We start from the raw sequence: 17,029 nt of genomic DNA, 5'->3' as shown, positions 1-17,029 counted from the left end.
GGGGTCGGCCCGCCCCCCACGCCCTTGCCCCTGGCGGGTAGCGATGTGAGCAGCTGGGGCCAGGTGGAGTTCGCGTTGGTCGGCTCGGGTGCGGTGCACCCCGAACACGCAAAAGCCCCTGACCCTGCGAATTTCTTCGCTGGTCAGGGGCTGGAGTCTCTGGGGTGAGTGACGGGACTTGAATGCTGGTGGGGGAGTGGCCTTACCTGCGATGATGCGAGAATTAGCAGGTCGTGGGGGAGGCGGGTGCTCGGTTGTGTCGGATTGCCCCGCGTTCCGCTGGGGAGCGTGCACCCTCCGGGTGCACGCCACCCAGCCGGTTTGGTGCACCCTCACGGGTGCACCAGGTGAACCCGTGCCGGGTCACATCTGTTGGTCCAGCCAGTCCTGGCATCGCCCACGGAACCACAACAGCACCTGGTGCACCCGCTGCCTGCCATCGTCAACGAGGACAGCGAGCGGGAAACTCGGCCGCCTGTTCAGTGAGTCCTCGGGCAGGTCGATTCCAGGGACCGCGTTGAACTTGTGCAGCAGCTCCCTCCGCAGAGCCACATCGTCGAACGGAGGGCGGCGCGCCATGTGCTGGAAGACCACCTCAGCGCGTCCCGACACCGGGTAGAGCACGAGCGCCCACCGCCAGTCGGGGTTCACTCTCTCGTCCCAGGTGAGGAGGAAACAGCTGGTGTCGGTGCCGCCTCCCCAGACCAGATCGCCTCCGACGGCGGTCCACTCGTCGATCAGGGCCTGAGTCGCCCGCACGACCTCGGGCTGCTGGTTCTCCAGGAGAAGTGCGTGGAACCGTCGTTCCCGTTCGACGAACTCGTCCACCTCGAGCCCCACCAGCTCTGCGAGCGCGGCCGCTGGCACGAACCCCTCGTGTCCTGACCCCGCCTCTTCGGCCGCCCTGGTGTCGGGGAAGACCCGGCCCGTGTGCGCGGTGTCCGGATCGGCGTCCAGATGCCGGGACACTGTCGCGGTCTTGGCCCCGACGAGGACCGCGAGCTCACGGTGCGTCGTCCAGCGGTCGGCCGCCAACATCGCGAGAGCGTGTCCGAGTTGCTGGGCGAGGTCTTCACCGATCTCCTCCGGTGCCTGTCCGCCGGACGGCGCCGGAGCGGGCCACAGGGCACAGGCGTGGTCGGCGAGCAGCGCTGCCCGCACCTCGATCTCCGGCCTCCCCCAACTGGGCGCGTCGGCGATCTGTCGGTTCATGCTCAGACCGCTGGACTGGAAGATCTTCTGCTTGCGCTCGAACATGTGGTTGGAGAGCTTCGAGTTCTGCGCGGTCAGGGTCAGGTTGCCCAGAGTGTGCAACAGGCGCCCGTGCAGTTCGTTCTCGGTCTCGTCCGGGTCGGTCTGCTTGCGCAGGACCTCGTACCACTCCTCGGTCATGCTCTGCGGCATGACGTGCTCGATGCTGACCTTGGCCTTGCCGAAGTCCACAGGTTCGGGGGAGCCGAAGCCCTCTTCCAGCCTGCGCAGGACGAAGGTGCGCTGCAGGGCCTGTCCCGACCAGTAGAAGTTGCGCTGGGCCACCGCCTCGCGCAGTGCCCTGTCCGAGGGCCAGCGCCGACGCGGATCCGACAGGTACCGGTGCACGGAGTCCGCGACCGAGCCGCCCGGCTGGATCTCCTTGGGGGAGGACATGAAGATCCTGTTGAGCCCCTGGGTCGCTACACCGGCGATCATGCGCCGGACCAGGAAGCTCTCCACGTATCCCAGAGCACGGATCAGTTCGTCGGTGTCGGCGTGCCCTTGGTCGCGTAGCACCATCAGGTGCAGCGCCAGTGGCCGGTAGATCTTGTTGCCCCACGATTCGAGGCGGGCCAGCACCTCGGCCAACTCCGGGTCGCTCTCGAAGACGGGGTCCAGGACGCGCTGCAACAGTTGCCCCAGGCGCCACAGGTGTTCCACCTCGCCTCGGAGGGCGACTTCACCACTGGTGTGGGACACCTTCTCCAGACGCTCCTTCTGACCGTGGTAGACCTCGCTCTGTTTGGCCCGCTCGTCCCCGCGCAGAACCAGGTCGAGCCAGGCCAGGGTCTCCAACGTCTCCGGGCCCAGCTCGTCCTGCATCGGCAACCAGACCTCGTCGTACACCTCCTGACCGGTTTCGGGCAGGAGCATGAAGACGTAGTTGCGCAACAGGTCGGTCTGGCTGAGACCTTTGCCCGTGTTGTTCAGCGACTCGAAGATCCGGAAGACGTTGTCACCCGCCTCCGCCTGGATGTCCACCAGGCTGAGGCGGTGGCCGATGGTCTCCTCGATGCCCAGGAGGTCCTCCTCGCCGTAGGACCGGACCTTGCGGGAGAAGTAGTTGTAGGCGAACCCGACCCTGTCGTCACCTCCGGCGTCGGAGCGTCCGTTGACGATGGCCGTGAAGGAGGCACGGTCGGCCTGGGTCGGTGCGAGCCGGTACTTGTCGGCTCCCTTGTTGTACTTGTTCACCAGGTAGACGTCATTGATCCGGTCCGCGCCGCTGGGGTCGCCCTCTTCGAGTTCCTCCACCTCGCGCAACCGGTCGCGGATGGCCGCGAGGGCGATGGACAAGGACGTGAGCCGCTGCTGGCCGTCGATGACCAGCCACCGGGTCAGCGTGCTCGCAGAAGACGAACCCGGTGCGAGCACCACCGATCCCATGAAGTGCCCGGCGGAATTCAGGGTGCGCGGTTCGGTGCCCCGGCCGACCTGTTCGGTGAGGTCCTCCCAGAGGCGTTCGAGTTCCTCCCTGCCCCAGGAGTAGGGGCGCTGGTACAGCGGCACCTGGAACTGCTTGGTTCCCTCGACCATGTTCCGGAAGGTGGTTTCGTTGGCCTGCATATCTCCGCAATCTCCGACAGACGGTCAGGGGGTGGACTCTTACTTCGGCAGGAAGGGACTGGGATCACCGGAATGCGACACGTACAGCGTGTCCCGAGCCCGTGTGCAGGCCACGAACAGCAGGTTCCGTTCGCGCTGCAGGTCATGGGCGTGGGCCAGGGGGTCCTCGGAGACATCCGTGACCCTTGACTCCAGGGGGAGATAGGCGGCGCCCGCACCGACCACCGCCACGCAGCGGAACTCCAGGCCTTTCATCGAGTGCATGGTGCCCACCCGGACTCCGGAGTCCTGGGCCAGGCCGCAGGTGTCGATGCCCTCGGCCGCCAGAGCGGATCTGACCTCCTTGGCCAGGGCCTCGGTACGGGCTGCGACCGCGATCGTGCCGGGTTCGACATCGGAGGTGAGCCACCCGGTGACCACCTGGGTGAGCGCCTCCAGCTCCGCTTGCTCCGTGGGGTGGGCGTGCACGGTCGGGGTCCGCCCGTGCAGGGGCGAGGTGTAGTCGGCCAGGTGAGAGCGTACTCCGTCGAACCCCTCCACCGGCGCGCTGCCGAGGACCCGGACAGCCCAGGAGAGGATCTCCTGGGTGCTGCGGTAGCTCACGGTCAGGCGGTGGCTCCGGCCGCGCACGTTGATCCCGACCGCCGCCATGGAGACGCGGTGGTCGTAGATGCGCTGGTGCGGATCGCCCGCGACGAACAGGTCGTCCTTGCCGTCGGTGGCCAACGCGCGAACCAATCGCCACTTGGCCGGGTGCAGGTCCTGTGACTCGTCCACCACCACATGCCGGTAGGGACGCTTCCCGGTGCGGTCGAGGATGTCGGCGGCCTCCGAGGCGAGCCAGGTGAACGTCCACTGCCCGTTGCCGCGCATCTCCTCGGTGGCGTCCAGGACCGAACGCCACACCCGGCGTTTCTGTTCGGCGCCCATGCGGCCGGAACGTCCCCGTCCGTGCCGCCGGGCCTGGAGGTAGTCGCGTTCGGTACGCAGGTCCTGGGCGAGGATCACGTGTTCCCACTCCTCCAGGAGGAACCGTCCCGACACGTCCGAACCCTCGGCATGGCGTTCCCACAGTGCGGTGAGCTCACGTGAGTTCGGGAATTCGAGCTTGCCGTGTACCTGACGCACCACCTGGTGGGCGACCTTGTCCAGGTTGCGCACGTCGACCAGTTTCCGGCGGTCCTCGTCGCGCACCAGCAGTTCGAGCTGGGAGCGGAGCGCCGTGTCCAGGGTGGTGGTGAAGGTGGTGAGCAGGATGGGCTGCTCCGGTGTGGCCTCACCGGTGTCCAACCGGAGCTGTTGCCCGTCGGGGGCGTACCGTTCGGCCAGGAACGCCACCCGGTGCAATGCGGTCACCGTCTTGCCGGTGCCGGCGCCGCCGGTGACCATGGCCGGGCCCGCGAACCGGTCCCGGCGGGCGATGCGCTCCTGTCGCGGGTGGAGGAAGGTACGCCACACGTCGAACGGGTGCTCCAGCAGCTCCCGTAGTTCTTCGGGGCCCTCTACGAACACCGCCTGGTCAGGACTGCGCCGGATCGCCGAGACCAGGTCCTCGGGGTCGACCTCCTGAGAGGTGACCTCCTCGGCGAGCTCCCGGCTGAGCAGGGCCCACACCTCATCAGGGGACATCCCTGTGGCCAGTGCGGTCAGGGCGTCGTGCTGGGCTTTGGGCATCATGATCGCCAGCGCGTCGAGGTGGCTCTCGTCGGGGAGGAGCCGGGCGATGCGGACCGTGTCCTCGTCGATACCCAGCTGGGTGAAGTGCTTGCCCGGGACCTCCTGGAACAGGGTGGAGGCCGAGGCAGCGGCTACGGGGGTGAGCGCGGTGCTCATGGTGTCCAGCGCGGCCTCGTCCCGGAACTCCAGGACTCCCAGCGCCTGGTTGACGGACGGGCGCCGGTTGCGGAGGTACCGGTAGGCCTCGTCGTGGGGGAGCACGGTCACCAGGAGGAACACGTCTCCGGAGTCAGGAGCGAGGACGACCCCGCGGTACCCCTGGTTGATGCGGAGCGACCGCCACCGGGGGTCGCGGCTGTCGGTGATCTTCTCCAGGTGGCCGCCGGCGTAGTAAGTATCGGCGAATTTGCCCAAGGCCTCGTCGACGGCCTTCTGGAGCTTCTTGTCCAGGGTCGCGTAGGTGGTGAGGAAGTCCTTGGCGATCGCGAGCTGGGGCACGGGAGCCTTTCCGGGACAGGGGGCGAGGGGATGGGTGTCCTTGGCGGGATCCGCTGCCACCAGGATAGGGACCCGCACCACGTACCGAGCGGGGTTCGCTGCTTCGTGCCCCGGTTTCCCGGGCAGTGGCCGAATCCGGCCACCTGTCACGAGGGCCTGTGTGGTCGCGAGGGCCTACATGGTCGCGATCCCCTGATATGACGAGAGGCACGAACAACGAAGGATGGCGCTCATGACCCCCCACCACGTTGCTGACAACGAGGCGCATGGTTTCGGCCCCGAGGACCGACTGGATACCGAAGGCACTCCCGTTCCTCAGAGCGGACAGCTCGTGACGGTTCGCAACCGGCAGTGGGTCGTCACGGATGTGACCGCGGGCAGCATCGCCTCCAGCGACGCGTACAGAATGACGGCAGTGGCCCAGCATGTGGTTTCCCTGGCGAGCATGGGGGACGACGAGACCAATGACCGTATCCAGGTCCTGTGGGAGCTGGAGGTGGGCACTCGTATCCACGAGGACCGGGAGCTGCCCACCCCGGCGCGTGGCTTCGATGAGCCTTCGGAACTGGACGCGTTCCTGCACGCCGTGCGTTGGGGAGCCGTCGCCTCGGCTGACACCACCTCCCTCCAAGCGCCGTTCCGCTCCGGTATCGAGATCGAGGAGTACCAGCTGGAGCCCGTGGTGCGCGCGCTGTCCATGCCGCGCACCAACCTGCTCATCGCGGACGATGTCGGGCTGGGAAAAACCGTCGAGGCGGGCCTGGTCATGCAGGAGCTACACCTGAGGCACCGGGCTCGCACGATGCTCATCGTGTGTCCGGCGGGTCTGACCATGCAGTGGCACGACGAGATGCGGGACAAGTTCGGGCTCGACTTCCGGATCGTGGACGCGGACCTGGTGCGAAAGCTGCGACGTGAGCGGGGTTTGTACGCTAACCCGTGGACGCACTACCCGCGACTCATCGTCAGTATCGACTGGCTCAAGCGGGAACGGCCCCGGCGGCTGCTGCGCGAGATCCTCCCAGCGAGCCCGCGCTACCCCCGTACGATCGACCTCCTGGTGGTTGATGAGGCACACAACTGCGCACCGTCCGGCGGCGGGAAGTACGCGGTCGACTCCCAGCGAACCAAGGCGATTCGGGAGCTCGCCCCCCACTGTGAGCACCGGTTGTTCCTGTCCGCGACCCCGCACAACGGCTACCCCGAGTCGTTCTCAGCCCTGTTGGAGCTGCTCGACGACCAACGTTTCGCCCGGGGAGTACCGCCGTCGAGTGAACAGCTGGACCGTGTCATGGTCCGTCGCCTCAAACGCCAGCTTCCGCCCCGCTGGGATGGCAGTTCGCGCTTTCCCCGCCGGGAGCTGGACTATCTGGAGGTCGCCTACGGCCAAGCCGAACGCGACGCGCACCGTGACCTGGTGGAGTACGCCCGGAGCCGGCGGAACCGGACGGGCAGGGCGCACTCGGCGGACTTCGTCACCACCCTTCTGAAGAAGCGACTGTTCTCCTCGCCCAAGGCCTTCGCGGAGACGGTCCGCACCCATCTGGCCACGATGTCCGACAGGCAGGAGAGCGAACGAGGCCGTGAGCTTCCACCTGCGGCCGAACGGCTGGTGCTCACCTCGCTCGCCGAACGCCTGGAGGCGACCGCCGAGCATGAGGAGGACTACCGCAGGGCCGAGGGGGAGGCGTTCACCACGGCAGGTCGTGGAGCCCCTCCGCTCACCGAGCACGAGCGCGGTCTGTTGAAGGGCCTCCTCACATGGGCCACGCGTGCCCAGGACACCGTCGACGCCCGATTCTCCGCCCTTCGTACCTGGCTCGACCCCGTTCTGTTCGCTCCCGCCGTGGACGAGAAGGGTGAGGAGGGCCGGGAAGACGAGACCGGTGAGGCCGCGGTCCCCGCGGACTCCGCCGGAGAACCCCGGTGGACTGATGAGCGCGTCATCATCTTCACCGAATACCGGGACACCCAGCGCTGGCTGCACCAGCGTCTGGTCTCCGCCGGATATGGGGGTGAGGGCGGGCGACGCATCGCCCTGTTGTACGGCGGCCAGGACACTGAGGAGCGCGAACGCGTCAAGAACGTGTTCACTGACCGCCCGGACCTGGACGACGTCCGTATCCTCATCGCCACCGACTCCGCGAGCGAGGGCATCAACCTGCAGCGTTACTGCCACAGGCTCTTGCACTGGGAGATCCCGTGGAACCCGAACCGGATGGAGCAGCGTAACGGCCGAGTGGACCGCCACGGGCAGCCCGCCGACCGGGTAGAGGTCGTGCACTTCGTTCCTGAAGGGTGGGAGCGGGCCGAACCGGGCTCCCTTGAGGACGAACTGGGCTTCCTTCGGACGGCGGCGGAGAAGGTTGACCGTATCCGGGAGGACCTGGGCAGCGCTGGGGACGTCATCGCCTCCCAGGTCGAGCAGAAGATGCTGGGGCGCCGCATCGACTGGTCCGAGAGCGACGCGGAGATCCGCGCCCGCGCCGGAAAGGCCAAGCTGAGGGTGGAGCGTGACCTGAACCGGGACATCCAGCGGCTGCGCGATGAGCTCACCGGCAGCCGTGCCCGGCTCGATCTGACCCCCGAGACGTTGGAAAGCGTGGTCCGCACCGGACTGAACCTGGCCCACCGCAAGGACCTGATCGATACCCGGGCGCCGTCCGAAGTGAAGGCTCGTTGTTTCCGCCTGCCTGAGCTCTCCGGCGCTTGGGCGAGCGCTCGGAACGCGGGCCTGCTGCACCCGGTCACGGGAGAAGAACGGCTGGTCACCTTCGATCCCGACGCTGTCGTGGGACGTAACGACATCGTTCTGCTCCACCTCAAACACCGTTTGGTCGACCTGTGCCTCAACCTGCTCAGGGAGGAACTGTGGTCGCGGGGGACCAGGCTCACCCGGGTGACCGCGCGGGTGGTCGAGGGTGACGTTCTTCGGGTCCCAGCCGTGGTGGCACACGGTCGGGTCGTGATCAGCGGTGCCGAGGGGACCCGCCTGCACGAGGAGGTCCTGGTCGCCGGTGGGCGGATCGATGAGGGCGGGTTCGTACCCGCCCGCGTTGAGGACGCCCAGGCCTGGCTGGCGGCGGCTTCGGAGGGATTGGCTCCGGAGCCGGTACGCGAGCGCCTGACCGCCTTGTGGGAGAACTTGGAGAAGGGTGTGGGAGGCGCATTGCAGCGGCGCGCCACCCAGAGATCCAAGAGTCTGGACAAGGTGTTGAGGGATCGCTGCGCGGAAGAGGTCGCCGCGGTCGGCGCGATTCTGGAGGAACTCGCCGCCAACATCCAGTCGGCGCTGGACAAGACCCCGCGCTGGCAACAGGACACGCTGTTCAGCGTCGGGGAGGAGAAGCAGATGCGCCAGGACCGGGAGGCGCTCACCGCGCGGCTGGAGGAGATCCCCGAGCTGAGGAAACAGGAGGAGGCCGCGCTGCGCCGCCGCTATGAGGAGCCGAGGGCGCGCTGGTTCCCGGTGGCCGTCACGTTCCTGGTTCCGGCGTCCCTGGCCTCTCGGGGTTGGAGCCGGGGGTAGATCGCCACCGTGCCTTTCCCGTGATCGGCGATGGATTCGCTCCCCGTGGCAAACCGATCAGGTGCCACAGGGAGCGAATCCACCTTTTTGGCTAGCACACCTGAATGATGAGTGCGATGGTTTTCCCGTATTTGACCGGACGTGGACCGGGAGGGTCGTTCCCTGTCGATCCTATTGCCCGACTTGGGCGTGCGCGTTAGCGTCAGGTTTTCCGGTCAGTTCGCGGACGTTCCCCTCTCGATCGAACGCTGCTGACGAACCCCCGGGCGTGTGACCCCAGCACACGCCGCTTCCCCTCGGAGTTCGCCATGTCCCGTTGCTCCCTCTTCATGCCCGAAAGCATAAATCCGAGTTCTGGACGAGTGGTGATGGGCGGCTGAGGAACGGTGCGAAGGATGCCCTCGCGTTCTCCCCGAAATCAGCCCATTGAACTCCATGCCGAATGGCTCTCCCTGCTCTCGCCCGAGGGACCCTTCCTGTCGGTTTCGGTACTGGACGAGGTGTTTCCCGTTGGGTTGCCGACCGTCGACCCGCAGGTCCAGGTGCGGGTCGGGCAGGCATGGAGCGAAGCCCAGGAGGCCCCGGACCTGCTGTATGAGAGGTGGGTGGACTTCGTCCTCACCGATGTGCTCGGCTGGAGATCCGAACACCGTGTCCCGCAGGGCCCCTCCCGGGCCGGTTTCCGGCCGGACTTCGCCTTGCGCGGTCCCGAGGACCGGGGCCGTACCGAACGGCTCCTGTTCTACCGACTCCCGTGGGGCTCCTACCTCTCCTCCACCAGTATCGACCGGCCCTCCCCGGTGGAGGAGGCGGCCGCCCAGTGTCGGGAACGCGGGGTGCCCCTCGCGCTCCTCTGTGACAGTCGCCAATGGGTCCTGGTTCACGCCAGGCCCGGTGAGCCGACCTCGTTCGGGGCCTTCGACTCCGACCTGTGGTCGGAGGAACCTCTCCTCTTTCAGGCGTTCGCCGCGCTGCTCGCCGCCGGGCGTCTGCGGCTTCCCGCGACGACGAAGGACGGGAGCGCACCGTCGGATTCCACGGCGGCGCTTTTCACCAGGACCGCCGAACGCCAGAGCGAACTCACCGATGAACTGGGTGAGCAGGTGCGTCAGGCCGTCGAGCTACTGGTCGGCGAGATCGCCCGTCAGGACAGGGCGGCAGGGGGGACCCTGCTGGCGGACGTGGACGGCAGGGACGTCTACCGAGGTGTCGTCACCACCCTGATGCGTGTGGTTTTTCTGCTCTTCGCGGAGGCCCAGCGACTCATGCCGGTCGACGACCTCTACGCAGACCACTACTCGGTGACCCACTTGCACACCCAGCTCTTGGAGGAGCGCTCCCTGCACGGAGAGGAGGTCGGTGACCGCCGGGCAGCGGCGTGGCCGCGCCTGCTCGCCCTCTTCGCCGGGGTCTACCACGGTGTGGAACACCCTGATCTGCGAATTCCCGCCTACGGTGGCTCCCTGTTCGAACAGAGCAGGTACCCGTGGCTGAGGATGTTCGCCGTCACCGACCGGGTCGTCTTCGCGATTCTCGACGCGCTGCTCCGGCTGAAACCGAAGCGGCGCGAGGGCACCCCCACGCGGATCTCCTACAAGGGCCTCGTGGTCGAGGATATTGGAAGGGTCTACGAGGGCCTGCTGGAGTTCTCCTGCCTTCGGACCGATGAACCCCATGTCGGACTGCGCGGCAAGCTGGAGCCGGAGCTGGCGCTACGGGACCTGGAATCCCGGGCGGCGCAGGGGCAGGAGGAGTTCGTCTCCTGGTTGGTGGCCAGGACCGGAGCCACCCGGCTCCAGGTCGAGCGGATGCTCGCTGATCGCCCCGCGCCCCGGGAACTGGCGGCGCTCGACGCCGCGTGCGGCAGCGATGCCTCACTGACCGACAGGACCGCGCCCTTCTGGGGCCTGCTCCGCACCGACCTGCGCGAGGAACCGACGGTGTTCCCCGCGCACTCGCTGATGTTCACCAAGGTCGGTGAGCGTCGCGCCACCGGCACCCACTACACGCCGCGGCCGCTCGCTGACGAGATCGTGCGGCACACGCTCGACCCGCTCGTTCACGCACCCGGCCCGGCCGAGGGGGCGGAGGAGGAACACTGGCGGATCAAGCCCGCCGAGGAGCTCCTCAAGCTCACGGTGTGCGATCCGGCGATGGGTTCGGGCGCGATGCTCGTCTCGGCCACCCGCTACCTGGCCGAACGGGTCTGCGACGCCTGGCGGCGTGACGGCTTCCCTGATCACGTCTCCCAGAGTCTGGGGGGCGGGTACGCGTCGGAGGACGTCCTCCTGCTCGCCAAACGCCAGGTCGCGGCCTCGTGTATCTACGGTGTGGACCGCGACGACCTGGCCGTCGAACTCGGAAAGCTCTCGCTCTGGCTCGAAACTCTGTCCAAGAGCAGACCGCTCACCTTTCTCGACCACGCACTTCGTTGCGGGGACTCCCTGGTGGGCCTGGTAAGCGCCGAGCAGGTACGGGCCTTCCACATCGATCCGGCCGAGGGGCGCAAGCACAACCTCAGGTTCGGCGGCAACGTCGAGGAGCGCATCGACGCCGCGCTGGCCGAGAGCTCTGTCCTGCGTGCGCGTATCGCGGCCATGCCGCAGTGCGACGACCCGGAGGACACGGAGCGGAAGTCCGTGCTGCTTCGGCGGGCGCAGGAGAGTTCGGACCGGCTCCGCCTGGCCTGCGACGCGGTGGTCGCGGCGGCGCTGGGGGCGGGCGCGTCGGCGGGTGGGAACTGGCACGAGTCGCACCAGAGCCTGCTCACCGAACTGTCCGTGGGGGTGCAGTGCCTGCTCGGTGAGGGGTTCGACAGCGCCGAGGCGGAAGCGGCGTTCCGTTCCCGTGTCCACGGACTGTTGAGGAGGTCGGACGGGTCCGTCATCCGGCCCTTGCACTGGGTGCTGGAGTTTCCCGAGGTGTTCGGCGCGGAGCGGTTCTCGGCTCTGGCGAGTAACCTTCCCTTCTCCGGTGGTCAGCGCCTCACCGGAACCCTGGAGCGCTGGTTCCGGGAGTTCCTCGTGGAGGTCACCGCGAAGGGGAGGAGGGGAAGCGCGGACCTGTGCTCGTACTTCCTGCTGCGCGGTGTCGAACTCACCCTGCAGGGGCGTACGGGTCTCATCACCACCAACACCATCGCCCAGGGCGACACCCGTGAAGTGGGCTTGGACCAGGTGGTGGAAAAGGGCTGGAACATCTACCGTGCCCGAAAGAGCCAGCCGTGGCCCGGTGGCGCGAACGTGCACGTGTCCCTGGTGTGGACCGGCCACCAGAGCGAGCGGGAACGGCCGGTCCTGGAGGACACGGAGGTTCGTGGGGTCACACCCTCCCTGGACGCCAGATCCAGGGTCAGCGGGAACCCGAAGAGGCTGGCGGCCAATTCGGGGCGATCGTTCATCGGTTCATACGTGCTGGGCGAGGGATTCGTGCTGGAGCCTGAGCAGGCCCGTGAGCTGATCCGGCGGAACCCGAGGAATCGTGAGGTGCTCTTCCCGTACCTGATCGGCAAGGACCTCAACTCGCGCCCGGACTGCTCCCCGAGCCGCTGGGTGATCAACTTCGGCGCGATGACCGAGGAAGAGGCCCGCGAGTACCCCGAGCCCTTCGAGATCGTTGAGTGCAAGGTGAAGCCGGTTCGGGAGAGGAACAATCGCAAGGTCTATCGCGACCACTGGTGGCAGTACGGGGAGAAACGTCCCGCGATGACGGAGGCCATCTCCGGTCTTGACCGTGTGCTGGCGATCACTCTGGTGAGCCGTACGGTGATGCCTGTGCTGGTGCCCTCCGATCACGTGTTCGCACACAAACTCGCGGTCTTCACCGCGAGTGACACCGCTTCCCTCGCTCTCTTGTCGAGCTCAGCACACGTGAATTGGGCATGGGCTTGGTCGTCGACGATGAAGGCCGACCTCAACTATTCACCGTCCGACGTATTCGAGACCCTTCCGATGCCCGTGCCGACTGCGCTCATGGACGAGGTGGGCGAACGGCTGGACCGGGAGCGGCGCGAGATCATGCAGCGGCGCGGCCTGGGACTGACCAAGCTCTACAACCTGGTCCACTCACCCCTCGGCGAGGGCGGCGCTGACACCGACCGGCTGCGGGAGATCCATGTCAAGATCGACGAGGCGGTGATGGACGCCTACGGCTGGTCGGATCTGGACCTGAAGCACGCCCACCACGAGACCCTTCAGGGGGTGCGCTGGACGGTGGCTCCGGACGCCCGCGTCGAGATCCTCGACCGACTGCTCGAACTCAACCTCGCCCGCCACGAGGAGGAGGTTCTTCGGGGAGTGCAGCCGCAGCGCGGACGCCGCCGAGGATCGGCGTCCGCCCCGGCTCCGGGGCGAGCACAGGAAGGGGTGCTCTTCTGACCTGACGCGTCAGCGGCGGCCGATAATCTCAAGCCATGCCTGGAACTCGCCGCCGTATCCCCTCCGTCAGCCCGGCCGAACAGCACGCCGAGTGGATCGGGCTCCTCGCCCCCGACGGTCCCTTCCTCTCCGCCGAGGTCCTGACAGAGGCGTTCGCCTCGGGGCTTCCCACCGTGGACGCGGAGCTGCGCAAGCGGCTCCGCCAGGGGTGGGAGGAACTGGAGGGGTCTCAGGGGGCCCTGGCCGCCGAGTGGATCACCCTGGTCCTCGGTGAGGTCCTGCGCTGGGGCGACAAGTACCGAGTCCAGAGCGTCACCGAGGGCGGGGGAACACGGCCGGAGTTTGCGCTCGTCGGCCCGAAGGACCGGGACGGTCGGGCCGAACGCCTGCACTTCTACCGGCTGCCGTGGGGCACGAACCCCGTGGAGTCGGGCGCCGACCGCCCTTCGCCGGTGGAGGCCGCGGCGGCCCGCAGCCGTGAGTCCGGTGTTCCCCTGTCTCTGGTCACCGACGGCCAGTGGTGGGCCCTGGTCCACGCCCGTCCGAGTGTGCCCACCTCCGTGGGCGTGTTCGACGCCGACCTGTGGCTTGAGGAACCCCTCCTCTTCCAAGCCTTCACTGCCCTGCTGGAGGGCAAGCGGGTCCAGGTGCCCGCTACGTCCAAGGACGGCAAGAGCGCCTCGGACTCCACGGCGGCGCTCTTCGCCCGGACGTTCGAGAAGCAGAGCGACCTCACCGACGACCTGGGAAAGCAGGTCCGGCAGGCCGTGGAGCTGCTGGTCGCCGAGATCGCCCGGATCGACCGGGGTTCGAGCGGCCGGTCCAGCGGTCGATTCCTGGAACACGTGGGCGAGCGCGAGGTGTACAAGGGAGCGCTGACGGTGCTCATGCGCCTGGTGTTCCTGCTGTACGCGGAGGAGCAGCGGCTGCTTCCCACCGACGACCTGTACGCCGAGCACTACTCGGTGACCCGGCTGCACGACCAACTGGCCGATGACCGCAACCGGCTCGGTGAGGAGGTCGGGGACCGGCGCGCGGCCGCGTGGCCGCGCCTGCTCGCGCTCTTCGCGGGGATCCACTGCGGCGCCGAACACCCGGACCTGCGGTTGCCCGCCTACGGGGGTTCGCTGTTCGCCCCCAGCCGCTATCCGTGGCTGGCCGAGTTCGCCATCGCAGACCGGGTCGTGTTCGAGGTGCTCGACGCCCTGGTGATGTTGAAGCCCAGGAAGAAGAGCGGGACCCCGACCCGGATCTCCTACAAGGGGCTCGGGGTGGAGGACATCGGTCATATTTACGAGGGTTTGCTGGAATTCTCGGTCCGCAGGGTCGATGAGCCGTACGTGGGGTTGGGCGGCAAGCTGGAGCCCGAGGTAGCGCTGGCGGAGCTGGAGGAGCAGTACTCCGAGGGGGAGGCGGTCTTCTTTGACTGGTTGAAGGAGGAGACCGGGGCGACCGCAAAGCAGCTCCAGAAGATGCTCAAGGAGCAGCCGGAGGCCGCGCAGCGCGCGGGTCTCGGTTCCGCCTGGGACAACCACGAGGATCTGGCCGAGCGCACACTTCCGTTCTGGGGCCTGCTGCGCCAGGACCTGCGCGAGGAGCCGACGGTGTTCCCGACGGACTCGGTGCTGTTCACCCAGGTGGGGGAACGGAGGAAGACCGGGACCCACTACACCCCGCGCGAGCTGGCGGAGAAGGTCGTCAGGCACACCTTGGAGCCGCTGGCCTTCAACCCCGGACCGGCGGAGGGCGCGGCCGAGGCGGACTGGCGGGTCAAACCGGCCGAAGAGCTGTTGGGGCTCAAGGTGTGCGACCCCGCGATGGGGTCCGGGGCGTTCCTGGTGGCGGCCACGAGGTTCCTGGCTGACCGGGTGTTGGAGGCCTGGCAGCGCGACGGGATTCCGGGTGAGGTGCTGGAGGCGCTGGGATCGGGTTACGAGCTGGACGACGTGCGCCTGTTCGCCAAGCGCAGGGTCGCGGCCTCGTGCGTCTACGGGGTGGACCGCGACGACATGGCGGTGGAGCTGGCCAAACTGTCGATGTGGCTGGAGACCCTGGCCAAGAACAAGCCGTTCAGCTTCCTCGACCACGCGCTGGTCTGCGGGGACTCACTGGTGGGGCTGGTGAACGAGGAGCAGGTGCGGGCCTTCCACACCGACCCGAAACGGGGTCGGTACATCAACGCCCGGCTGACCGGTGATGTGGGGGAGTACATCGACCGGAAGTTGGGGCAGGCCCGCGAGCTGCGTCGGGAGATCGAGGCGCTGCCGCCGGTCAACGACCCAGGAGACGTGGCGGAACGGGAGAAGCTGCTCGGCAGAGCGAACACGGCTCTGAGGCAGTTGCGGCTGGCCTGTGACGGTGTGGTCGCGGCGGCCCTGGCGGCGGAGCGGTACGCAGAACTGGACCTGGAGGACTACGAGAAGAAACTCCAGGACGGGGAGGCAAAGAAACTCAACTGGCAGGACGCCTACGACGACCTGTTGACCAGGCTCTCGGATGAGATCCAGGCGTTGTTGGACGAGGATGGCGAGGGCTACGACTTCTACGCCGAACAGGCGACGGAGTCCAAGATCTGGGACTGGCTGACCGGAAACCGGGCCGATCCCATCCGGCCGCTACACTGGGCTCTGGAGTTCCCCGAGGTGATGGGGGAGGGCGGCCAGGGCGGTTTCGACGCGGTGGTGGGAAACCCGCCGTTTATTGGCGGCAAGAGGCTTACCGGTGCCGTCGGGGTAGATGTGCGTGAGTACCTGGTCGTTGACATCGCAAAGGGAAAGCGCGGGCACGCTGACTTGTGCTCGTACTTCCTGCTGCGAAATCTGGCGATCGCTCCGAAAGGCCGGACCGGAATTATTGCGACGAACACCATCGCACAGGGGGACACCCGTGAAGTGGGTCTGGACCAGGTGGTTACGCGAGATTGGACCATCTACCGGGCGGTGAAAAGCCAGGTATGGCCGGGTAGTGCGAACGTGCACGTGTCACTGGTGTGGGCGGGACATGCAGGGAAACAGGAACAGTGCATCCTTGGCGAGGGTCCGGTTCCAGGGATCACACCGTCTCTAGAGCCAAGGTCAAGGGCGGTAGGAAACCCGTGGAGGCTAGTGGCCAACGCAGATCAGTCGTTCATTGGAGCATATCCAATGGGTGACGGTTTTGTTCTGGATTCGGAGGCGGCTGCAGGCCTGATTCGTCAAGATCCAAAAAATAGTTCCGTTGTAATGCCATTTATTAACGGTAAGGATCTAAACTCCAGGCCTGACTGTTCGCCAAGTCGATGGGTTATCAACTTCGGTTCGATGGCTGAGGATGAGGCTCGGAATTATCCAGCCCCCTTTGCGGTCGTTGAGCGTGATGTGAAGCCTGGTCGCCTATTTCAGAAAGATGCCTACGGTCAAAAATACTGGTGGCAGTTCTTTCGAGTGCGCCCGGAGATGAGGGCAGCAATTTCTGGATTGAAATCTGTCCTGGTTATCGCGCTGACTAGTAAGACGGTTGTTCCTGTTCTTGTTTCGAGTGGACAGGTTTTTTCTCATGCATTGGGAGTTTTTGCTTCTTCTCGTATGGAATTGTTGGGCCTATTGTCCAGCTCGTTCCATTACTCTTGGGCGGTTGCGCGTGCGTCCAGTATGAAGGGGGATCTTCGGTATACGCCTTCGGATGTGTATGAGACGTTCCCGAAGCCGGAGCGGACGAAGAGCTTGACCGTCGTAGGCGAGTGCTTGGATCGGGATCGGCGCGAGATCATGCTGCGGCGGGAACTTGGGCTGACGAAGCTCTACAACCTCGTGCACGATCCGGCGTGCCAAGGTGATGTGGACGTCGACCGCATCCGGGAGATCCACGTCGAGGTCGATGAGGCTGTGAAGGAAGCCTACGACTGGTCAGATCTCGACCTTGAGCTTGGGCACCACGAGACTGACCAAGGTCCTCGGTGGACAGTCAGCCCGACAGTTCGAGTGGAGATCCTGGACCGGCTCCTTGAGCTGAACCATGCCCGGCACGACGAAGAAGAACGCAAGGGCATCTGGCCGCCGAAGAAAAAACGTAAGGCCGCAAAGTCCAAGGCCACCCCTGCGCCTGACCTAGGAGACGGATTGTTCCCACCCGAGGGCACTCTCTTCTGAGC

5 protein-coding genes are annotated in these 17,029 nt (G+C 66.7%); 3 read left to right on the top strand and 2 right to left on the bottom strand.

What is annotated here, in order from left to right; genetic code table 11:
* Positions 1–363: 363 nt before the first annotated feature.
* Positions 364–2,820, bottom strand: coding sequence for a DUF262 domain-containing protein (locus ADX84_RS18345; RefSeq protein ID WP_049576398.1), 2,457 nt, complete (start codon positions 2,818–2,820; stop codon positions 364–366).
* 39 nt (positions 2,821–2,859) lie between these two features.
* A complete protein-coding gene (locus tag ADX84_RS18340) occupies positions 2,860–4,995 on the bottom strand; it encodes a UvrD-helicase domain-containing protein (RefSeq protein ID WP_049576393.1) in 2,136 nt (711 codons plus the stop codon).
* Between the two features lie 223 nt (positions 4,996–5,218).
* Here ADX84_RS18340 and drmD point away from each other — a divergent pair, with 223 nt between their 5' ends.
* The 3 genes from drmD to ADX84_RS18325 all read left to right on the top strand — a co-directional run bounded on the left by drmD (position 5,219) and on the right by ADX84_RS18325 (position 17,027).
* Positions 5,219–8,524, top strand: a complete 3,306-nt coding sequence (gene drmD, locus ADX84_RS18335) for a DISARM system SNF2-like helicase DrmD (protein WP_369801109.1) — start codon at positions 5,219–5,221, stop codon at positions 8,522–8,524.
* Between the two features lie 515 nt (positions 8,525–9,039).
* Complete coding sequence (locus tag ADX84_RS18330; protein WP_082206592.1) at positions 9,040–12,900, top strand: type IIL restriction-modification enzyme MmeI; 3,861 nt, start codon at positions 9,040–9,042, stop codon at positions 12,898–12,900.
* A gap of 35 nt (positions 12,901–12,935) precedes the next feature.
* A complete protein-coding gene (locus ADX84_RS18325) occupies positions 12,936–17,027 on the top strand; it encodes an Eco57I restriction-modification methylase domain-containing protein (RefSeq protein WP_049576382.1) in 4,092 nt (1,363 codons plus the stop codon).
* The last annotated feature ends 2 nt before the right edge of the window (positions 17,028–17,029 follow it).

It is taken from the genome of Nocardiopsis sp. SBT366, from assembly GCF_001083815.1.
Lineage (GTDB): Bacteria > Actinomycetota > Actinomycetes > Streptosporangiales > Streptosporangiaceae > Nocardiopsis > Nocardiopsis prasina.
The sequence above is the reverse complement of the archived record's forward strand: the minus strand, read 5'-3'. Positions and strand labels throughout refer to the sequence as shown.